20 protein-coding genes and 1 tRNA gene are annotated in these 21,943 nt (G+C 41.3%); 17 read left to right on the top strand and 4 right to left on the bottom strand.

Annotated elements, in window-relative coordinates; all coding sequences use genetic code 11:
• Positions 1-7: 7 nt before the first annotated feature.
• The 8 genes from ACQY4U_RS05585 (at position 8) to ACQY4U_RS05550 (ending at position 9,367) form a co-directional block, all read left to right on the top strand.
• On the top strand, positions 8-1,306 hold the full coding sequence (locus ACQY4U_RS05585; RefSeq protein ID WP_428328405.1) for a glycosyltransferase: 1,299 nt from the start codon (positions 8-10) through the stop codon (positions 1,304-1,306).
• A 50-nt stretch (positions 1,307-1,356) separates the two neighbouring features.
• On the top strand, positions 1,357-2,514 hold the full coding sequence (locus ACQY4U_RS05580; protein WP_428328404.1) for a glycosyltransferase family 4 protein: 1,158 nt from the start codon (positions 1,357-1,359) through the stop codon (positions 2,512-2,514).
• Positions 2,515-2,610: 96 nt separating this feature from the next.
• A complete protein-coding gene (locus ACQY4U_RS05575; RefSeq protein WP_428328403.1) occupies positions 2,611-4,008 on the top strand; it encodes an exosortase Y-associated Wzy-like protein in 1,398 nt (465 codons plus the stop codon).
• The gene (locus tag ACQY4U_RS05570; protein ID WP_428328402.1) at positions 4,005-5,144 is read left to right on the top strand and encodes an XrtY-associated glycosyltransferase XYAG1; all 1,140 of its coding nucleotides are present in this window, start codon (positions 4,005-4,007) and stop codon (positions 5,142-5,144) included. Before ACQY4U_RS05575 ends, ACQY4U_RS05570 begins: the two co-directional genes overlap by 4 nt.
• On the top strand, positions 5,141-5,755 hold the full coding sequence (locus tag ACQY4U_RS05565) for a class I SAM-dependent methyltransferase (RefSeq protein WP_428328401.1): 615 nt from the start codon (positions 5,141-5,143) through the stop codon (positions 5,753-5,755). The genes ACQY4U_RS05570 and ACQY4U_RS05565 overlap by 4 nt, the downstream gene beginning before the upstream one ends.
• Positions 5,752-7,176 (top strand): exosortase Y, encoded by a 1,425-nt coding sequence (gene xrtY, locus ACQY4U_RS05560; RefSeq protein WP_428328400.1) that lies wholly within the window; start codon positions 5,752-5,754, stop codon positions 7,174-7,176. The genes ACQY4U_RS05565 and xrtY overlap by 4 nt, the downstream gene beginning before the upstream one ends.
• Positions 7,160-7,714 (top strand): putative colanic acid biosynthesis acetyltransferase, encoded by a 555-nt coding sequence (locus tag ACQY4U_RS05555; protein ID WP_428328399.1) that lies wholly within the window; start codon positions 7,160-7,162, stop codon positions 7,712-7,714. The genes xrtY and ACQY4U_RS05555 overlap by 17 nt, the downstream gene beginning before the upstream one ends.
• A gap of 66 nt (positions 7,715-7,780) precedes the next feature.
• The gene (locus ACQY4U_RS05550; protein WP_428328398.1) at positions 7,781-9,367 is read left to right on the top strand and encodes a hypothetical protein; all 1,587 of its coding nucleotides are present in this window, start codon (positions 7,781-7,783) and stop codon (positions 9,365-9,367) included.
• A 6-nt stretch (positions 9,368-9,373) separates the two neighbouring features.
• On the opposite strand, the gene obgE is transcribed toward ACQY4U_RS05550, so the two are convergent.
• The 4 genes from obgE to ACQY4U_RS05530 all read right to left on the bottom strand — a co-directional run bounded on the left by obgE (position 9,374) and on the right by ACQY4U_RS05530 (position 12,030).
• Positions 9,374-10,381: a GTPase ObgE gene (gene obgE, locus ACQY4U_RS05545; RefSeq protein WP_428328397.1), complete on the bottom strand. Its 1,008-nt coding sequence runs from the start codon at positions 10,379-10,381 to the stop codon at positions 9,374-9,376.
• A 112-nt stretch (positions 10,382-10,493) separates the two neighbouring features.
• Positions 10,494-11,066 (bottom strand): adenylate kinase, encoded by a 573-nt coding sequence (locus ACQY4U_RS05540; protein WP_428328396.1) that lies wholly within the window; start codon positions 11,064-11,066, stop codon positions 10,494-10,496.
• Positions 11,067-11,121: 55 nt separating this feature from the next.
• A tRNA-Arg gene (locus tag ACQY4U_RS05535) sits at positions 11,122-11,195 on the bottom strand.
• 373 nt (positions 11,196-11,568) lie between these two features.
• A complete protein-coding gene (locus ACQY4U_RS05530) occupies positions 11,569-12,030 on the bottom strand; it encodes a redoxin domain-containing protein (RefSeq protein ID WP_428328395.1) in 462 nt (153 codons plus the stop codon).
• A gap of 202 nt (positions 12,031-12,232) precedes the next feature.
• On the opposite strand from ACQY4U_RS05530, the gene ACQY4U_RS05525 reads away from it, so the two are divergent.
• The 9 genes from ACQY4U_RS05525 to ilvC all read left to right on the top strand — a co-directional run bounded on the left by ACQY4U_RS05525 (position 12,233) and on the right by ilvC (position 21,923).
• Positions 12,233-12,376 carry a hypothetical protein gene (locus ACQY4U_RS05525; RefSeq protein WP_428328394.1) on the top strand — a complete coding sequence of 48 codons (144 nt, stop codon included), beginning with the start codon at positions 12,233-12,235 and terminating at the stop codon, positions 12,374-12,376.
• Positions 12,377-12,425: 49 nt separating this feature from the next.
• Positions 12,426-13,406, top strand: a complete 981-nt coding sequence (locus tag ACQY4U_RS05520) for an NAD(P)H-quinone oxidoreductase (protein WP_428328393.1) — start codon at positions 12,426-12,428, stop codon at positions 13,404-13,406.
• 276 nt (positions 13,407-13,682) lie between these two features.
• The gene (atpD, locus tag ACQY4U_RS05515) at positions 13,683-15,188 is read left to right on the top strand and encodes a F0F1 ATP synthase subunit beta (RefSeq protein WP_428328392.1); all 1,506 of its coding nucleotides are present in this window, start codon (positions 13,683-13,685) and stop codon (positions 15,186-15,188) included.
• Positions 15,189-15,267: 79 nt separating this feature from the next.
• Positions 15,268-15,519 (top strand): ATP synthase F1 subunit epsilon, encoded by a 252-nt coding sequence (atpC, locus tag ACQY4U_RS05510; RefSeq protein WP_428328391.1) that lies wholly within the window; start codon positions 15,268-15,270, stop codon positions 15,517-15,519.
• 373 nt (positions 15,520-15,892) lie between these two features.
• Entirely contained in the window at positions 15,893-17,602 is a 1,710-nt protein-coding gene (gene ilvD, locus ACQY4U_RS05505; protein WP_428328390.1) for a dihydroxy-acid dehydratase, read from the top strand.
• 124 nt (positions 17,603-17,726) lie between these two features.
• Positions 17,727-19,463, top strand: coding sequence for a biosynthetic-type acetolactate synthase large subunit (gene ilvB, locus ACQY4U_RS05500; RefSeq protein ID WP_428328389.1), 1,737 nt, complete (start codon positions 17,727-17,729; stop codon positions 19,461-19,463).
• A 48-nt stretch (positions 19,464-19,511) separates the two neighbouring features.
• Complete coding sequence (gene ilvN, locus ACQY4U_RS05495) at positions 19,512-20,159, top strand: acetolactate synthase small subunit (protein WP_428328388.1); 648 nt, start codon at positions 19,512-19,514, stop codon at positions 20,157-20,159.
• Positions 20,160-20,211: 52 nt separating this feature from the next.
• Positions 20,212-20,790 carry an O-methyltransferase gene (locus ACQY4U_RS05490; protein WP_428328387.1) on the top strand — a complete coding sequence of 193 codons (579 nt, stop codon included), beginning with the start codon at positions 20,212-20,214 and terminating at the stop codon, positions 20,788-20,790.
• A 74-nt stretch (positions 20,791-20,864) separates the two neighbouring features.
• Positions 20,865-21,923, top strand: a complete 1,059-nt coding sequence (ilvC, locus tag ACQY4U_RS05485; protein WP_428328386.1) for a ketol-acid reductoisomerase — start codon at positions 20,865-20,867, stop codon at positions 21,921-21,923.
• Positions 21,924-21,943: the final 20 nt, after the last annotated feature.

Raw genomic sequence — 21,943 nt, 5'->3', positions numbered from 1 at the left:
CAATATATTGAGCATTAAAAAAGTACTTATTATTTCGCCGCACTTTGCACCCTCAAATGCGGCTGATATGCACCGCATCCGCACCAGCCTTCCTTACTTTAAAGAATTTGGCTGGGAAGCTGAGGTTGTTTGTGTTGAAGATAAGTACTCCGAAATTGTGAAGGATGAGTTGCTGCTTCAAAGCGTTCCGGCTGATATAAAATTTCACTATGTGGGTGCTTTAAGTAAAAAGCTCACTTCTAAGCTGGGCTTGGGTAGCCTTGCGCTGCGCTCCTTACCTTATTATCGTAAAAAGATAAATGAGCTGCTAAAAAAAGACAAGTACGACCTGATCTATTTTTCAACCACGCAGTTTCCGCTTTGTATATTAGGAGCTTACTGGAAAAAGCGTTTCGGTGTACCCTACGTTATTGATATGCAAGATCCCTGGCACTCCGAGTATTACCAGGATAAGCCCAAAGCGCAGCGCCCACCAAAATATTGGTTTTCCTATAACTTGCATAAACGCTTAGAGCCCATAGCTATGAAACAGGCAGATGGACTGATCAGTGTATCTGAATATTATATTGAAGACTTGAAAGCCCGGTATGCGGAACTAAAGGATGTGCCTGCAAGCACCATAACCTTTGGTGCTTTTGAGCCTGATCTGGAAATTGCCACCGAAAATCAACATAAGTTTAGCTCCTTGCTGCAACCTGGCTTTGTTAATATAGTGTATGTGGGCCGTGGTGGGTTTGATATGCATAAGGCTATTATCCCTGTTTTTGAGGCCTTAAAAAAAGGCTTAAATGTTGAACCGGAACTGTTCGGTAATTTAAAATTTTACTTTATAGGCACCAGCTATGCACCGCAGGGAACAGGCGAGGCTACCATTTTACCACTGGCCAAAACATACGGCGTTGAAAACAGTGTTATTGAAATTACCGACCGCATAAGCTATTACCATACCTTAGCCACCCTGCAACAGGCCGATGCTTTATTTATCCCGGGGTCTGATGATCCGCGGTATACTGCATCAAAAATTTATCCTTACCTGCTTACCAAAAAACCATTGCTTGCCTTTTTTAATGCTGAAAGTAACGCTATAAAAGCATTAACAGAAAGTGTCAATAATGCCATTATACTAACTTTTACAACGGATAAAACCATCATAGCCGATACGCTGTATCAAACACTCAGCAATTGGGGCAAACGTAAGTTTACGCCTTTAACGCTTTTAAAAGGCTTTGATAATTATAGTGCCCGGCAGCTAACCCATCAGCAAACTGATCTTTTTAACCTTGCGGTAGCGCACCATAAATGGTAAGCCGTAAAATATTAAAACCCATTCCTGCTAACAGATAACCTCACCTGCAATTGAAAAAGCTGGCTATAGTAAGCACTCACCCTATACAATACTACGCACCCATATTTAAGCTACTGCACCAGCGCAATAACATCAGCATAAAAGTATTTTATACGCTGGGAAACCAGGAAGCTGAAAAGTACGACCCAGGTTTTAATAAAGTAGTAAGCTGGGATATTCCGCTTTTAGAAGCTTACCCTTATGAATGGGCAAATAATATTGCTGAAAATCCTGATACGCGGTCGTTTAAAGGCATAATTACTCCAGGATTAGCAAGCCAGATAGAGAAGTGGCAGCCTGATGCTTTGCTGATTTTTGGCTGGGCATATAAAAGCCACTTAAAGCTGATCCGTTATTTCAGTAAAAAGATCCCGGTTTATTTTCGGGGAGATTCAACCATCCTGAGGGATACCGGGCTGCTCAAAGGTCTTTTAAAGTCTGCTTTTTTAAACTGGATCTATAGCCATGTTGACCATGCTTTTTACGTGGGCCAAAACAATAAAAATTACTTTTTAAAATATGGTTTAAAGCAAAACCAATTAAGCTTTGCACCGCATGCTATAGATAATGCCCGTTTCAGCGAAAGCCGGAAAGAAGAGGCAGCCGAACTTCGTTCATCCCTGAAGCTTAAAGAAGATGATATATTAATATTATTTGCCGGAAAGTTTGAGCCCATTAAAAATGTTGATCTGCTGTTGCAGGCTTTTATCAACCTGAACAGGCAAAATGTACATTTACTATTGGTTGGTAACGGTGTAAATGAAAATGAGCTACGTAATCACGCAGTTCAAAGTACGCTTGCAGAAAACATACATTTTCTTGATTTTAAAAATCAATCCTACATGCCGGTATTGTACCAGGCGGCTGATCTTTTTTGCCTACCCTCAAAAAGCGAAACATGGGGTTTAAGTATTAATGAGGCTATGGCCTGCGGAAAAGCTATATTAGCATCGGATAAAGTGGGCTGCGCTATTGACCTGATACAAAAAGATAAAAATGGAGCCATATTTATTGAGGGTGATGTAAACAGCCTGACCGAATGCCTAAAGCATTTAACTGCTGATAAGCATTTGTTAGCTTCCTTAGGAAATAACTCCCGCAATATGATCAAAGATTGGACATTTGAGCATGTTGCAGCGGCTATAGAGGCCAAATTGCTAAACGGATAACTGAAACACGATCAATTAAAGAGATTTTTCATACTTTAACCAGCAATATAAATAACCAGCATTTAAGTAGGGCGCATATTGCTGCTACAGTTTTTTATGAAAAAAGATAACGACATAGCTAAGTTCATTGTACTATTTATCCCCTGGGCTATTTCGTGTTTATTTTCGTTCGCTCCCGGCACTTCGTTTATGATTGCCTGGCTGGGGTCGTTCTTTATCTTTTTCATGACCTTAACTGGTAAAGTAAAACCCTTACCAACAGACAGGACCATCCCCGAGCAGGTAATGCGGCCTATCTTCATTGTGCAGATAATTTTTGCCGGTTATATGAGCTGCACCTCTATCTTTTACTTTTTAAGTGTATTAGGTTACCAGTATTTTTCAAGAGCAGGCGCAGCATTATTAATTGATAGTGATAAGCTGGCACTTACTGCGGAATGCCAGCGGTATTACTGCCTTGGGCATGCCGCCTTCGCCGCCGGCATCCTGTACTTCATGAATTATCCCGTAGAGAAAAAGTATTATATAGAAAAGGATATTTTAGCCAACCTGCTCATGAAAACGGCAGTAATAACATTCCCCGTATCTGAAATATTTTTACGCTTACCCGGCTTATCACAGTTTTATTACCAGCTAAGTTCCCTCAGTTTTATTGCCGGTACATTAGCATTGGCTTTTGCTATCCCACTCAAAAAAATACCCAATACATTAATTTGCCTTTCGCTATACCTGTTTAACTTTTACCAGGCCACCATATCGGGATTTAAAGAGCCTATTATTATCAGCGTATTGGTATTAGGCCTTTTTTTATACCCAAGCTATAAAAAAATAGTGATTGTTACGTTTGGGCCCGCATTGATCCTTTTATTTATAATACTGCCATCGTATGTGGCCAGTTTCCGGCAAAATGCATGGTCGGGTGATGAGAATGCGCAGGATGCCTCAAAGATTGCTTTAGATGCCTCCCTTAATAATAATGACAATACCAACTGGGAGTTTTTGGTATACCGCCTTAGTGAGATTGATATGTTTACGCTGTTTGTTAAGTCGACACCCAGCCAGATAGGATTTTACAAAACGCAGCTGCTGGAGCAATCGGCTATAGCTATAATACCCCGTGTTTTCTGGCCATCAAAGCCCATAACCGAAGATTTGGTGATGCAGCGCGTATATGATGCAGGGGTAGTTAACCAAAACTCATCGGTATCGGCCAAACCGGCTTTTATTGTTGATGCTTATTTATCGGCAGGCACATTTGGGGTATTTATATTTTCGTTTTTATATGGCGCCATTGCCCAGATCATAGCACTCAAGGCCGAAAAGCTTTTTGGGGGATATACCTTGGGCACCGCGCTTATATTCAGCGGTTTGTTCCAGATATTTTGGCGCGGCCTGAGTTTTGAGTTCCTCATTAACTCTGTCTTTTGGAGTTATATCAGCATGCTGGTCATTTTTAAAATACTAAGGTCCAGAAACATACTTAAAGAGGTTTGAGAGTTTTACAGATCTGTGCTGCCTATAAACCTGCTTTCGTTTACGGAGGGCCTACCATGTCGGTATCTATGCTGAGCGAGCAACTGGCAAAAGCAGGTATTGATACCCATGTATTTGCTACCACAGCAAATGGAAAAGCCGAATTGCCGGTAGTGCCCAATCTACCAACCAATGTTGATGGCGTTTTTGTTACTTATTTTACCCGCCTAACAAAAGATCACAGCCATTTTTCGCCCGCGTTATTAAAAAAAGTTTGGCAGCAAAGCCCGGAATTTGACATGATCCATATCCACACCTGGTGGAATTTAGTATCCATTTTCTCCTGCGCTATTGCGCTGTTGAGGAAAGTACCTGTTGTAATATCACCAAGAGGCACATTAAGTCCTTATTCGTTTCAAAATAAAAACAACAGCGTAAAATGGCTTATTCATAATTTATTGAGCAAGCCGTTGCTCAACAGGTGTTACTTTCATGTTACCTCGCAAAGAGAGGATAGAGCAATAGCGCAATTGGTAAACCCAAAAAGCATGGTGGTACTGCCTAATTTTGTTAAGCTCCCTGAACACAAAATACAGCTTAGGCAGGAAGATGCGCCCTGTATAAAACTGATATTTTTTTCGCGGATAGAAGAAAAAAAAGGCTTGGAGATCCTGCTGCGGGCGCTCCCTTTATTAACTATTCCTTACCAGCTTACCATAGCCGGCAATGGGGATGAAATTTATATAGCCCAATTGAAGGTATTGGCTGCAGAAATGAAGGCTACCGATAAAATAAATTGGGTGGGTTTCCGTAATAACGATAAATTTGAAATGCTGCATGAGCATGATCTTTTTGTGCTGCCATCGTACGATGAAAATTTTGGTAACGTAGTTATTGAAAGCCTTAGCACTGGTACTGCCGTACTGATAACTGATGGTGTTGGTTTAGCCGATTATGTGACGGTGAATAAACTGGGCTGGGTTTGCCAAACAGATAGTGCTGCTTTAAGCGGGGCTATAAATAACATCGCACAAAATAAAAAAACGGAGCTTGAGCGCATCAGGCTGGATGCACCCGGCATTATTTACAGCGACTTTAACGAGGATAATTTAGTACATAAATATATTAGCATGTACCAACAAATAGTTAAACCATGACAGATTACAAAGACTATAACTTTTACACCGATAGCCCTGCCCATACGTTTGATTATTTGCAGGCCCCCATACTTTCGCTGCTGAATAAAGAGATGTGTATCCTTGATTTGGGTTGTGGCAATGGGTATTTGGTTAACTACCTCCTATCGCAGGGGTACAATGCTTATGGTACTGATGCATCTGAAAAAGGAATAGAAATTGCCCGCCGGGCTAATCCCGACCGCTTTTTTTTGCAGGATCTTTCGACAGGGAAATTACCTGATGAACTGCAAGCCATAAAATTTAACACCATAATAAGCACCGAGGTAATTGAACATTTATATGACCCCGAAGGATTTATAGAATTTTGCAAAACAGCTTTAAACAGCAAGGGCGAAATTATTATCTCAACCCCATATCACGGTTATTTAAAAAACCTTTCGCTCAGTATTTTAAATAAATGGGATGCTCATTTAGGGCCTATCTGGCATGGGGGGCATATTAAATTTTGGTCTAAAGCTACGTTAAGCACCCTGTTAACCAACGCAGGTTTTACAGTTACCGATTTTATAGGCTGCGGGCGCGTTCCTTACTTTTGGAAATCAATGGTAATTAAAGCAAGGATATCTTGAACAACCAGTTCTCATTTATAATTATTACTTACAATGAAGAGGTTCATCTTCCGCGTTTGCTGGCTTCAATCAGTGAGCTCAATGCCCCGCTGTTTATTTTAGATTCGGGCAGTACCGATAAAACCCTGGCCATAGCACAGCAGGCCGGGGCCACAGTTTTGCACCATGCATTTGAAAACCATCCAAAACAGTGGGATTTTGCCTTAAAAAACTTTGATATTAAAACGCCCTGGATCATTTGCCTTGATGCCGATCAGATAGTTACCCCCGAATTAAAAAATAAGCTCCATAATTTTCAGGATGCCGATTATCAACAGGTGAACGGCATTTACTTTAACCGTAAAAACTTTTTTAAGGGCCGCTGGATAAAGCATGGTGGTTATTCCCCTCTTTATCTGCTTAAAATGATCCGCTTTGGCAAAGGGTACTCAGACCTAAACGAGAATATGGATCATCGTTTTATCGTTCCCGGGGAAACGCTGATCTGGAAAGACGGTTATATTTTAGAGGAGAACTTAAAGGAAAACAACATCAGCTTTTGGATTAACAAGCATAACCGTTACAGTGATTTAGTTGCGCAAGAAGAAGTAGAACGAATGATGGCCCTACGTTCACAAACACTTAAACCCAACTTTTGGGGATCACCGGACGAGCGCACGGCAAGGCTTAAACAATTATGGTGGCAAATGCCCCGTTACGTAAGGCCAATGCTCTATTTTATATACCGTATGTTTTTTCAATTAGGTATATTAGATGGGCGCACGGGGGTAATATTCCATTTCCTTCAAGCTTTTTGGTTCCGTTTGGTAGTTGATATTAAAATTGATGAACTATTACAACAACAACAAATACCAGCGAAGACAGACTATAATAAAAGCAAGAATGAACCCCTGCATTTCATCTTTACCTTCGTTATTTTGTTTGTTGTGTTTTACTACTTCAATATTCTATACTTTGGTATTACATCGCCGGGCAGCCATTACAGTGCTTTTTTAGATAACAACCTGAATTACATTAGGGGACTACGCCACCTGCTATTATTATGCAGCGCACAAATATTAAACTGGCTTGGTTTTTCGGCTATTTACAATGAATATGACCTTTTGGTAGCCGGGCACGGGGGCATACAGTTGGTTTACTCCTGCCTTGGTTTGGGGGTGAGCAGCTTTTTTGCAGCTTTTGTTTTATCTTACCCTAAAAAATGGAAAGCTAAAATCATTTTCCTGCTATGCGGTATATTAGGTATAGAGGTTTTAAATGTAATCCGCTTTGTGGTACTTGCCATATTCTGGAATAAGAACTATGGCCACTCGTTCGATCATCACACCATATTTAATATTTTTATATACATTGTAATAGCTATTACGCTTTACTTTTGGGTAAAGCACGATGAAGTATTAAAAAATGATGCAGCAAACTGATCTGTCAACTTATAACAACTTCCCGTTTAACCCGGGCGGTTCGGCTGTTAAAAGGGTTTTATGGTATTACCTTAATGCCTTGTTTTTGAAAACAAGTTTGCTGCCATCAAACAGTTTTAAAACATTTTTGCTGAGGCTATTTGGTGCCCGCATAGGTAAAAGCGTTACCATAAAACCCGGTGTAAATGTTAAATACCCCTGGCACTTAACTATTGGTAACCATACCTGGATAGGCGAAAATGTTTGGATTGATTGTCTGGTGCCCATCACCATTGGTAATAATGTTTGCTTATCGCAGGGAGCCATATTACTTACAGGCAGCCATAATTACAAAAAAACCAGTTTCGACCTCATAACCAAAAGTATTATTTTAGAAGATGGCGTTTGGATAGGTGCCGCAGCTATGGTAACCCCGGGTATAACAGCAGCCTCGCACGCTGTGTTAACAAGTGGTTCTGTAGCCACAAAAAACCTGGAAGCCTATGCTGTTTACCAAGGTAACCCCGCTATAAAAACGCGTTCGCGTATTATTGAATAAGATCTTTTTAGAGATTATGTATAAATTAGACGCTTACTGCAAAAGCTACCTGTAAAACCTATTTTAATGCCTGCACAAAAAAGTAATCTGCATAAAGTAATCCTGATAATTATTGCACTGCTGGTGGTAATAATGGGGGTGGTTTTAATTTGTATCCCGCCTGCGCTGTTTCCTGATCCGGCAAATGGTTTCCAAGTGCTAAGATCGATGCAGATGGGCAGCGGGTTTAACGTTTTTGCCAGCCCCGATCAAAGCGATATATCACAAAATTATACAGAATTTTTAACCTGGTGGTCGCCGGGGCAATACCTTGTTCCTTATTTTTTTAAGCTGATAAGCGGTATTAACCTTGGGCAGGCAACGGCGGTAACTATTACACTGGCCAATATATCAGGCCTTGCGGGTTTTTACTTTTTCTTTAAAAGGATTGGGTTTTCATCACTTGTAGCAGCGCTGAGCCTTATATTTATTATTTGCCAGCTTGCCTTTTATGTACCCGATGTTTACTATAATGGCGGCGAAATATTACTTTTTGCCTTTGAAGGCTGGTTCTTATACGGCTGTATCGCTTTAAAAAAACCGGACTGGAAATTAGTGCTCTTTGTACTTATTTCAGTTTGGATCGGCTTCTTTTTCAAATCTTCCTTTTTATGGATCTATATAGCCGGGTTGATATGTTTATGGATTAGCCTATGCGCCAATCGCGCCGGAATTGCTGAATGGATAAAAAAAGGGATTTGGATAGGCATCCCGGCAGCGGTTTCATTGGCTGCTATTTATTTCCTTTTCATGTCTAAAGGGCAAAGCCCGGCAACAACCTCAAAGGGTTTTAAATTAGCTGCCGAAACATTCAGCTTCCCGCTGGCTACACCATTACTTACCAGCTTTTCGCTGGATGATATTTTTCACGGCCTGATTTATCATTTTGGTAAACCTACGGTTGATCATCAATGGGCAATCCTCATACTTGTTTTGCTGGCTGTATTAAGTCTGTTGCTTATTGTAAGCATCATCCTCAGTACGCCTAACAATAATTACAAGATAATGGTAGCTGTGTTTTACTTTGGTGCTTTGTTGTTTTTTGGTTTTGCTTTTCTTAAACAGCTCAATATCTCGTACGAGGCAAGGCATTTCCGTATTATAGGGCTGTTAATTGCACCATGCATTATTACGCTTGCCATTAGGCTTAAACCGATATACCGAACGCTATTTGCTACTGCATGCTTTACTTTACTTTGCTTTTCACTACAATACGTAATTAAAGGTTATGTGATTAATAAAAATGTTAGCGCTAAGGGCGTAACCGGCATATCACAACCCAACATTGACCAGGCATCTTTAAATGCGATAATGAAATTAGACAGGGCAAATAAAAATGCAATATTTGTTTTTGTAAATAATGATATAGGGCTAGAGATTGGCCATAACCGCATTATTACACTGCCCCCTGTAGGTGACGACCTTAAAATTGATATGGACGATTACCGTTATGAAGGCTTTGCGGGCCCGCTATACATAATACTGCCCGAAAGCTATAACGGGCCAAAAGAAAAAATGATCATGAAATCATTCCCGGGTTATGCAGGCTTCAACATATCCATGCTGAGCGATAATTATGTATTGTACTCAGCTTATATGGAAAGGAAGAAATAAATCGGGTTAAGCCCTGTCTTTGTTGATCTCTGTCCAAAGCAGATCCTTTAAACCATCTATATTTTTTTGTGCTACAGAGGATATGAAAATTGAGGGAATATCCAACGGAAGTTCCTTTTTCATTTCGGCTACCAGTTCATCATCCAATAAATCCGACTTTGTAACTGCCAACACCCTTGGCTTATGAAGCATCTCGGCGTTATATTCCTTTAGTTCGTGCAATAATATCTGGTATTCTTCATTTATCGTGCGTGCCGTATCAGCAGGCACCATAAATAGCAATACTGAATTTCGTTCTATATGGCGTAAAAATCTGAATCCTAAACCTTTGCCTTGCGAAGCACCTTCAATAATCCCCGGAATATCTGCCATTACGAATGATTTGCCACCACGGTAAGCAACTATCCCTAAATTAGGGACAATGGTAGTAAAAGCATAATCAGCAATCTCTGGCTTAGCAGCAGACACTACTGAAAGCAAGGTTGATTTACCCGCATTTGGGAAACCTACCAAACCTACATCGGCAAGGATCTTTAATTCCAGTACGTTCCATTCTTCCTGCCCATCTTCTCCTGGTTGTGAATAACGCGGCGTTTGCTGGGTAGATGTTTTAAAATGCCAGTTACCCTGGCCGCCACGGCCGCCTGGTGTTAATATTTTGGTTTCGCCATCTTCGGTTATCTCAAAAATGATCTCCCCGGTTTCGGCATTTTTTATGGTAGTTCCTAAAGGCACTTCTAAAATCTCATCACGACCTGTTTTACCGCTTCTTAACGAGCTGCCACCCGGATCGCCGTCGCCGGCAATAACGTGCTTGCGATATTTAAGGTGCAGCATTGTCCATAGCTGGGCATTGCCTTTTACAATAACATGGCCGCCACGACCGCCATCGCCACCATCAGGACCGCCTTTTGAAGTCAATATATCACGGTGTAAATGAGATGAACCAGCCCCTCCGTGGCCTGAGCGGCAACAGATCTTCACATAATCAACAAAATTTGAACCCTGAGACATATTATTTCGGATTTTAGAATTACGATTCCGGATTTACTTTTTTAATCGGAAAAGTCCGGAAGATGCTGAGCAAACTTCCGGACTTTACTGATCTTCCCGACTTTCGGTCTTCTTAATATTTATTTATAATAGCAACAATGGCATCAAAAATTTCGTCAACCGAACCAATTCCATTTATGCTTTTATATTTATTTTGATTTTGATAAAAACCGGCAACGGGTGCAGTTTTATCATTGTATTCTTTTATTCGTTTACGGATAACTTCGGGGTTAGCATCATCAGGCCTGCCTGAATCTTTACCACGCAGCAGTAAGCGCTGCTCAAGCTCTGTATCATTAACCTCAAGCGCTATCATGCCTGATATGGGTGCTTTTTTACTTTCAAGCAATACATCTAATGCTTCGGCCTGTGCAACAGTACGCGGGAAACCATCAAAAATAAACCCTTTGGCATCCTTGTTTGCGTCAAGCTTATGGCTGATCATTCCAATCACAACGGCGTCAGGAACTAACTGACCATGGTCCATCAGCTTTTTTGCCTCTAAACCAAGCTCAGTACCCTGCGAAATTTCACCGCGTAATATATCGCCAGTTGATAAATGGATTAATCCATATTTTTCAATAAGCTTTTGTGACTGTGTACCTTTCCCGGCTCCGGGAGGACCAAACAATACCAGATTTAGCATGCTTTTTTCAAATTAAAAGCCTTTCGGTACAACACTGAAAGGCTTAAACGTTAAGTGCACTTGAAGGGAGTCGAACCCCTAACCTCCTGATCCGTAGTCAGGTGCTCTATCCAATTGAGCTACAAGTGCCTTTTTAAACGGACTGCAAAGATAGGATTTTTTTTAAATCATCATATTTTTTTTTTAAAAACGTGTATTTTATCCTTCTGTCCGTTCATTTATACACAATATTGTCCTTTTTTTGATAGTTTCCCTATCTTTAAAAACTTCAAACATATAATACCTCAGCGTGAGATCTAATAAAAGCTTAAACTTGTTTTCTGAAATAAAAGAGATCCCGGCTATATTACTGCTTTCACAGGATTAAATTTAGTTATAGTTTGTCTCTATACTAATGACCATTAACCAAATTCACCAATAAAAAACCACAAAATCTTATTCCATAAAAAAAAACCGGCCAAACCTAAGTTTAGCCAGCCAGGATATTATGATGCTTTATAAATCACTTAACCGCTTCGGCAATTGCAGCAAAATCAGGCAGGTCGCCAGCTGATTCAAGTACTTCTGCATAAATAATGTTCTGCTCTTCGTCTATCACAAAGGCGGCACGTTTTGAAACGCCTTTTAAGCCGAATACAAAGTTTTCATAAATTGCATCGTAAACAGTTGAGACTTCTTTATTAAAGTCTGATAGTAATTCAAACTGGTAATTATTCTCTTCTTTAAACTTAGCAAGTGTAAAAGGCGAATCAACAGAAATTCCCAAAATAACTGCATTTAACCCATCATAATAGCCAAAGCTATCTCGCATGGTGCATAGTTGGGTAGTGCAAACTCCTGTAAAAGCCATTGGGAAAAAGTGAAGGACCACTTTTTTACCTTTAAAATCGGCTAATGATACTTCCTTTAATGCTGATGATACCAAAGTAAACTGCGGGGCTGCTGAACCAGTTTGTAATGACATAATTGTTTTTTTATGCAAAGAAATAATAATTAAATCAATGTTGTGCCTTTGCAGCATAATCATTTAGTCAATTTTTATTGAGATTGTTTTAAAAACTAAAAATTTAGCTATGGCTTTAGGGTATCAATTTGCTTAAACTATATTCAGGAATTATATTAAAACCGCATTTCGCAGCCTGTTGAAAAACAAAGGCTTTACTTTTATGAATATTTCAGGGCTCGCATTAGGGCTTGCAACTTGCATGCTTATTGTTTTTTACGTGATTGATGAGCTGAGTTATGATAGATATAATACCAAAGCCAAGGCTGCCCTGGTTAATCCTATAAACAGCCTGCAAAGTGAATAAGCAAACATCTGCTGACCTAAGCTGTTAATAAAACAGATATATTAGCTTAATGAAGGCAATAGTAATTACCCAGCCAGGCGCACCCGAAGTTTTGCAGATGGCCGAAAGGTCAATACCTGCTTATACTGATAATGATGTACTTGTTAAAGTTGCAGCGGCCGGGGTTAACCGCCCCGATGTTTATCAGCGCAAGGGAAATTATCCGCCGCCAAAGGGAGCATCTGCCGATATTCCGGGGCTTGAAATTGCGGGTACTATTATTGAAACAGGGGCTAATGTAACCCGCTGGAAGGTTGGCGATAAAATTTGCGCACTGTTAAATGGCGGCGGCTATGCCGAATATTGTGCCGTACCACAATGCCAGTGCCTCCCCATACCCGGCGAATTATCTTTTACTGAAGCAGCCTCCTTGCCCGAAACTTTTTTTACCGTGTGGAGCAATGTGTTTGACAGGGGCCAGTTAAAAACAGGCGAAACGCTATTGGTACATGGCGGCTCAAGCGGCATCGGGGTTACCGCTATTCAAATGGCGAAGGCTATGGGTAATAAAGTTTATGTAACTGCGGGCTCGGCCGAAAAGTGCAGCTTCTGTGAAGAGCTTGGCGCTACAAAGGCTATCAATTATAAAACGGATGTTTTTCAGGATGCTATTTTAGAATTAACGAAGGGCAAAGGCGTAGCTGTTATTTTAGATATGATAGGCGGCGACTATACACCGGGTAACCTTCAATCGCTGGCAGACGAGGGCCGCCTGGTGATGATCAATACCATGAAAGGTAAAGATGTAGAGGTTGATCTATCTATAGTGATACGCAAACGGATCACCATAACAGGCTCCATGCTGCGCGGCCGCCAAACTGAGTTTAAGGCCGCTATAGCCCAAAAGTTAGAAGAAACCATCTGGCCTTTTATTGCTTCGGGCCAAATAAAACCAATTATTAATAAAGTTTTTGCAGCTGATAAGGCGGCTGATGCGCACAGGCTAATGGAAAGCGGTGAGCACATTGGTAAAATAGTGCTGGAGTTTTAATATGGCTGTTTTTATGCGTTCAAGTTCAATTATTGGGTAATATTTAATCATTGAAGAAATATTTACTGTCCACTAATTATCGTAAACTAACCGCTTAACTGATAACCTTATACCTGTAATTTTACAACTTAAATTACTAAATCAATAACATCGTTAAAAATCTTATCAAACCTATTTTAATATTTGTTTATAAATCATAACTTTGCGCCTCTGAAATAGCAGGTATTTTTTTATCGTACTATTTCGCTATAAATACTATAAATTACCAGGTAATATATGCCAAACATTGGAAAAATATCACGGATCATCGGTCCGGTAGTTGACGTAAGCTTCGCTGATGACGCTCATCTTCCTAAAATTTATGATGCGTTAGAGATCACAAAAGAAAATGGCCAGAAGGTTATTTTAGAGGTTCAACAACATTTAGGTGAAGATCGTGTTCGTGCGATCGCGATGGATTCAACTGACGGACTGCTACGCGGAATGAAGGTTGTTGACATGGAATCAGCCATAAAAATGCCTGTTGGCGATGATATTAAAGGCCGCGTGTTTAACGTGGTTGGTGATGCTATTGATGGTATCGCTGATCTGGACAAAGCCAATGGCCGTCCTATCCACGCAACCCCTCCAAGGTTTGAAGACCTATCAACCGAAACAGAAATCCTTTTTACAGGTATAAAGGTTATTGACCTTTTAGAGCCTTATGTAAAAGGTGGTAAAATTGGTTTGTTTGGTGGTGCTGGTGTAGGTAAAACTGTATTGATACAGGAACTGATCAACAACATTGCAAAAGCATACTCAGGTTTATCAGTATTTGCCGGTGTTGGTGAGCGTACACGTGAAGGTAATGACCTTTTACGTGAGATGCTTGAATCAGGCATTATCAAATACGGTGATGCGTTTATGCACTCAATGGAAGAAGGCGGCTGGGATCTATCTAAAGTAGATCCTGAAGCTTTGAAAGATTCAAAAGCTACATTCGTTTTCGGACAAATGAACGAGCCTCCTGGTGCACGTGCACGTGTGGCATTGTCAGGTTTAACTATTGCCGAATATTTCCGCGATGGTGATGCTGATGGTAAGGGTCGTGATATATTATTCTTTATTGATAATATTTTCCGCTTTACACAAGCAGGTTCTGAAGTATCAGCTCTATTAGGCCGTATGCCATCGGCAGTAGGTTACCAGCCAACGCTGGCAACAGAGATGGGTACCATGCAGGAGCGTATCACCTCAACCAAACGTGGTTCAATTACATCAGTACAAGCGGTATATGTACCTGCGGATGATTTAACTGACCCTGCACCGGCTACAACATTTGCTCACTTGGATGCTACAACCGTACTTTCACGTAAAATTGCTGAGTTAGGTATTTACCCTGCGGTTGACCCTCTGGATTCAACCTCACGTATCCTTAGCCCGACTATTTTAGGTGACGAGCATTACAATACTGCTCAACGCGTTAAAGAAACATTACAACGTTATAAAGAATTACAGGATATTATCGCCATCCTTGGTATGGACGAGCTATCTGAAGAAGATAAATTAGTGGTATCGCGTGCACGCCGTGTACAGCGTTTCTTATCACAACCTTTCCACGTTGCTGAGCAGTTTACAGGCTTAAAAGGTGTATTGGTTGATATTAAAGAAACCATCAAAGGTTTTAACATGATTATGGATGGCGAAGTGGATGAATATCCGGAAGCTGCCTTTAACCTTGTTGGAAACATTGAAGAAGCCATTGAAAAAGGTAAAAAACTATTAGCTGAAGCTAATAACTAGTAGAATCAAAACATAAGAATCGGTAATCAGGAAAAGAGTGATCTTAATCCTGATCCCCGATTTTTGAATCTAATAAAACATGACGTTAGAGATCCTTACTCCCGATAAAACAATATACGAAGGCGAAGCCACCTCGGTAACGCTTCCAGGTACATTGGGATTTTTTGAGATACTGAACAACCACGCCCCTATCATCTCTACATTAGAGGATGGCAAGGTAACTGTGCGCGGCGGTTCGGCTAAAGAAGATACTTTTTTTATAAAAGGTGGAGTTGTTGAAGCATCAAATAACAAGGTCATTATTCTGGCTGAAGGTATTATGCAAAAATAAATTTTCTACCATATTGAGAAACGTCCGGGTAGATAACTACCCGGACGTTTTTTTTTGCGCTTTTTTGGCTAAATCGCCTGTTTCAGGAAGAAAACAGCCTGAATGCTATGCATGCATAAAAAACGTACTGAATACCGTTTTGAACTTTGGTCTATTTTATGAAATATTTTATATCTTTATATCGTTTTATAACAACTTTTTATATTGATATAGTAATTAAAGACAGAATAAAATACTAATTGAATAATTTTTTTTTAACCCTTGCTATTCCTTGAGGCTATATATAACTTACAAATATCAATTTACAATACCAGATAAGCCTTTTAATTATTAAAGTTTTTAGTACCAAATAGCTGATACAGCATATAACAAAATGAGTGCACCAAACGAAACGATAGAAGCGGTAGAATTAAACAAATACAGCAAAACCTTAACCCAGGACCCTACCCAGCCTGCTGCACAGGCCATGCTTTATGGTATTGGTTTAACAGAAGAGGACATGAAAAAGGCACAGGTAGGCGTAGCCAGTATGGGTTACGATGGTAATACCTGTAACATGCACCTTAACGACCTTGCTAAACTGGTAAAACAGGGTATTTGGGAAGAGAGTTTAGTAGGGCTGATATTTCATACCATTGGCGTAAGCGATGGCATGAGCAACGGAACCGAAGGCATGCGCTATTCCTTAGTTAGCCGTGATGTTATTGCTGACTCTATCGAGGCTGTTTGCGGCGCCCAGTACTACGATGGCTTAATAACACTGCCGGGCTGTGATAAAAACATGCCGGGCTCAGTAATTGCTATGGGCAGGTTGAACCGCCCATCTATAATGGTGTACGGTGGTACTACCAAGCCGGGCCATTATAAAGGCGAGGATTTAAACATTGTATCGGCATTTGAAGCTTTAGGTAAAAAAATAGCCGGCACCATCACCCCCGAAGATTTTATAGGTGTGATAAAAAACTCATGTCCAAGCGCAGGGGCATGCGGCGGTATCTACACAGCAAATACTATGGCTTCGGCAATTGAGGCTTTGGGAATGAGCTTGCCTTACTCCTCATCAAACCCTGCACTGAGCGATGAAAAGAAAGCCGAGTGCTTGGCAGCCGGTAAAGCCATAAAGATCTTACTTGAAAGGGACATCAAACCATCGGATATCATGACCCGCCAGGCATTTGAAAATGCCATTGTTACCATTATGGTAATAGGTGGCTCAACCAATGCCGTGCTGCACCTGATAGCGATGGCTAAAAGTGTGGGAGTAAAATTAACGCAGGACGATTTCCAATCGGTTAGTGACCGTATCCCGGTATTAGCCGATATGAAACCAAGCGGAAAGTACATGATGGAGGATCTTCACAACGTGGGCGGTATTCCTGCTGTAATGAAATACTTATTAAAATTAGGCTGGATAGATGGCAGCTGTTTAACCGTAACCGGAAAAACCATTGCCGAAAACTTAGTTGATGTGCCTGAACTTGATTTTGACACACAGAAGATCATCTTCCCGGCCGAAAACCCGATAAAAGCTACAGGCCACTTACAAATATTATACGGCAACCTTGCCGAAGGTGGCAGCGTTGCGAAAATAAGCGGTAAAGAAGGCGAGCGTTTTGAAGGCCCTGCCCGTGTTTTTGATGGCGAGTTTGAACTGATACACGGTATTTCAAGCGGCCATGTGCGTGCTGGTGATGTGGTGGTTATCCGCAATATTGGTCCCAAAGGTGCACCGGGTATGCCCGAAATGTTAAAGCCTACAAGTGCCATTTTTGGTGCTGGCTTGGGTGCTTCGGTAGCATTAATTACCGATGGCCGTTTTAGCGGTGGTACGCATGGTTTTGTGGTGGGTCACATCACGCCCGAATCTTACGATGGTGGTTTAATTGCCTTTGTAAAAGACGAGGATATTATTGAGATCAGTGCTATTACCAACACCATGACGCTAAAGGTATCAGACGAAGAGATTGCCGCCCGCCGCGCCAACTGGGTACAACCGGCATTAAAAGTTAAAAAAGGACTATTATATAAATACTCAAAAACTGTTAGCTCGGCCGCCGAAGGTTGTGTTACAGATGAAATGTAGGATTCCTCTTATCTCCGAAAGGGAAATAAGAGGCAAATAGAGAATAAATAAAATTAACAATAACAATAGCCGCCTTTGGGTAAGGCTAATTAAAAACTCCCCCTTAAGGGGGTTGGGGGGCATTATGGAAGTTGCACAGGAAGTACTAACAGCACCGGCTGCAAAAAAAGCAGTTGAAGTTTCAGGATCAGTAGCTTTATTAGAAGCTTTACTAACTGAAGGTGTGGATACCATTTTTGGCTATCCGGGCGGCGCAATTATGCCTATTTATGATGCTTTGTTTGATTACAAAGAAAAGCTTAACCATGTTTTGGTGCGCCACGAACAGGGCGGTATTCATGCAGGGCAGGGTTATGCACGTACATCGGGTAAAGTAGGTGTGGTATTTGCCACCAGCGGCCCGGGTGCAACTAACCTTGTTACCGGTTTGGCCGATGCACAGATAGACAGCACCCCACTGGTATGTATTACCGGACAGGTATTTGCGCACCTTTTAGGTACCGATGCTTTTCAGGAAACTGATGTAATCAACATTACAACCCCGGTTACCAAATGGAACTACCAGGTAACTGATGCTACAGAGATTCCCGAGGTTATTGCCAAAGCATTTTACATTGCCAAAAGCGGCAGACCGGGCCCTGTATTGATCGACATTACCAAAAATGCCCAGATCCAGAAGTTTGACTTTGAGGGTTATGTAAAATGTAACCATATCCGTAGCTACAGGCCAAAACCTATCGTTCGCCCGCAATACATACAACAGGCTGCCGAATTGATCAATGCTGCTAAAAAGCCATTCATCATTTGGGGCCAGGGTGTAATATTGGGTAGTGCCGAGCAGGAATTTAAAACCTTTGTCGAAAAAAGCGGTATCCCCGCAGCATGGACAATTTTAGGCGCAGGCGCTATCCCTACAGATCATCCTCAAAACGTGGGTATGTTAGGCATGCACGGTAATTACGGCCCTAACGTATTAACCAACGAATGCGATGTACTGATTGCAATAGGCATGCGCTTTGACGACCGTGTTACGGGCCGCCTTGATAAATATGCAAAACAGGCAAAGGTTATCCATTTGGATATTGACCCTGCCGAGATCGATAAAAATGTAAAATCAACCGTTCCGGTTTGGGGCGATTGTAAAGAAACATTGCCATTGCTTACCCAATTGGTTGAGCAAAAACAGCATACCGAATGGTTGGATCTGTTTAATGATTACACCCAAAAGGAATATGATGCAGTTATACATGCAGAGTTAAACCCTGAAACGCCCGAACTAACAATGGGCGAAGTAATTAAACAACTAAACGAAATAACCAAAGGCGATGCAGTTATTGTAACCGATGTGGGCCAGCACCAGATGGTGGCCTGCCGTTATGCTAACCTTAATAAAACCCGCAGCAATGTTACCAGCGGCGGTTTGGGTACTATGGGCTTTGCCTTACCGGCTGCTATAGGTGCTAAATTTGGTGCACAGGAGCGCGATGTTGTTGCCATAATTGGCGATGGCGGTTTCCAGATGACCCTGCAGGAATTAGGTACTATTATGCAAACCGGCGTTAACGTAAAGATCATTATACTGAACAACCGTTTCCTGGGTATGGTACGCCAATGGCAGGAATTATTTAACGAACGACGTTACTCATTTGTTGATATACAGAGCCCGGATTTTGTAGCTGTTGCTGCTGCTTACCACATCCCCGGCAAAATGATCGATGACCGTAAGGATCTGCCTTCGGCATTAAAAGAAATGCTGGAAAGTAAAGGTTCGTTCCTTTTAGAAGTAATGGTTACCAAAGAGAATAATGTATTCCCGATGGTACCGCAGGGATGTAGTGTAAGTGAGATCAGGCTAAAATAACAGCCTCACCTAAATCCTCTCTACAGGAGAGGACTTAAAAAATAAAAAATGGAAAACTCAAAAAACGAAAATAAGGCCTCCCTATCTACTGGAGAGGGCCGGGGTGAGGCTAAACAGGAATATAACATAACGGTTTATACCGAAAATCAGATCGGGCTTTTAAACCGCATAGCTATCATATTTACCCGCAGAAAAATAAATATTGACAGCCTGAATACCTCCCCATCAGAAATTGAGAGCATTCACCGTTTTAATATCGTGATCACCGAATCGGAAGATGTGGTACGTAAGCTTACCCGCCAGATAGAAAAACAAGTGGAAGTTTTAAAAGTATACTACCATACCAACGAGGATGTGATATGGCAGGAACTGGCCCTTTACAAGGTATCAACCGATGTGATTGCCGAAAAGGTAAGCGTTGAACGTTTGCTTCGCGAAAATGGTGCACGTGCGGTGGTGATCCGTAAGGATTATACCGTGTTTGAAACCACCGGGCACCGCGAAGAAACCGATAACCTGATCAGCATTTTACAACCCTTTGGCCTGATTGAGTTTGTACGTAGCGCACGTGTAGCTATTATTAAAGATAGCGAGGGCTTTAACAGCAAGCTGCGTGAGTTTGAAAGACTTGAACCGGGCGAAGACGTAATGGAAAACGAATACCTTAACAAAGGCGAAAAAGTTTTTACAATGTAATACAGAAAAGCGTCATTGCGAGGAACGAAGCAATGGCAACAGTTTATAAAACATGTTAGAAGAAATAAGACAACAATATCCAGCTGCCTACAATGCCATAAAGGTTGCTACCGAAGCAAGTGGTTTTACCATGCCATCGGAGGTATTGACCTGTTCTTTACTTAAAACGCTGGCAGCATCAAAGCCGGGCGGTAAGTTTTTAGAGCTTGGTACTGGTACAGGCTTATCAACTACGTGGATATTGGATGGCATGGATGCAGCGTCAAAATTAATTTCGATTGATAATGACGAGGCTGTTTTAAGTATAGCTAAAGAAAACTTAGGGGTAGATAAACGCCTGCAGCTGATCTGCGCCGATGGTGCCGATTGGATAAGGCAAAATGCCGGGCAAAAATTCAGTTTTATTTTTGCTGACGCATGGCCGGGTAAATACCTGCTGCTTGATGAAGCACTGGAAATGCTTGAAAAAGGAGGCATTTATTTTATTGACGATATGCTGCCGCAGCAAAACTGGCCAACGGGTCATGCTGAAAAAGCCAACAATTTAATAAGTTACCTGGATAGCAGGGACAATATAGTTTTAACCAAAATGGGCTGGGCATCGGGCTTAATAATCATAACAAAAAAGTAAATTATAAACCATAATATAAAATCACGCACCGTACCAATCATTAAAAAACGGTGTAATCATAAAAATCAAAAACAATGGCAAAATTAAATTTCGGCGGCACTGAAGAAAATGTAGTAACCCGCGAGGAGTTCCCTTTAGCAAAGGCTCAGGAAGTATTGAAGGACGAAGTTGTAGCTGTAATTGGCTATGGCGTTCAGGGTCCTGGTCAGGCGCTTAACCAAAAAGACAATGGCATCAACGTTATTGTTGGTCAGCGTAAAGGCACCAAAACATGGGATAAAGCTGTAAGTGACGGCTTTGTACCCGGAGAAACACTTTTTGAAATTGAAGAAGCGCTTGAAAGAGGAACCGTTATTTGTTACTTATTAAGCGATGCCGCTCAAATTGCATTATGGCCAACTGTTAAAAAACACTTAACCCCGGGTAAGGCATTATACTTTTCGCATGGATTTGGTATCACCTTTAACGAGCAAACAGGCATCATCCCTCCTGCTGATGTTGACGTATTTCTGGTTGCTCCAAAAGGATCTGGTACTTCATTACGCCGCATGTTTTTACAGGGCCGTGGCTTAAACTCAAGCTACGCTATCTTCCAGGATGCAACAGGCAAGGCATTTGACCGTGTTATTGCATTAGGTATTGCTGTAGGCAGCGGTTACTTATTTGAAACCAACTTTAAAAAAGAAGTATACAGTGATTTAACCGGCGAGCGTGGTACGCTGATGGGTTGTATCCAGGGTATTTTTGCTGCGCAATACGATGTATTACGCAGCAAGGGCCACTCACCATCTGAGTCGTTTAACGAAACTGTTGAAGAACTAACCCAATCATTAATGCCTTTGGTTGCAGAAAATGGTATGGACTGGATGTATGCAAATTGCTCAACTACTGCACAACGTGGTGCATTGGATTGGTGGAAAAAATTCCGCGATGCTACTAAACCGGTATTTGAAGAATTATACGAAAGCGTAGCAACCGGTGTTGAATCACAAAAATCAATTGATTCAAACAGCAAGGATGATTACCGCGAAAAATTAGATGCTGAATTAAAAGAATTACGCGAAAGCGAATTATGGCAGGCAGGTAAAACTGTACGCAGCTTACGCCCTGAAAACCAGGTTGTAGAAGCGTAAATAATGGTGAAAGCCGAAAG

It is taken from the genome of Mucilaginibacter sp., assembly GCF_965277465.1.
Classification (GTDB): Bacteria; Bacteroidota; Bacteroidia; order Sphingobacteriales; family Sphingobacteriaceae; genus Mucilaginibacter.
This window is presented reverse-complemented; position numbering and strand designations above follow the sequence as displayed.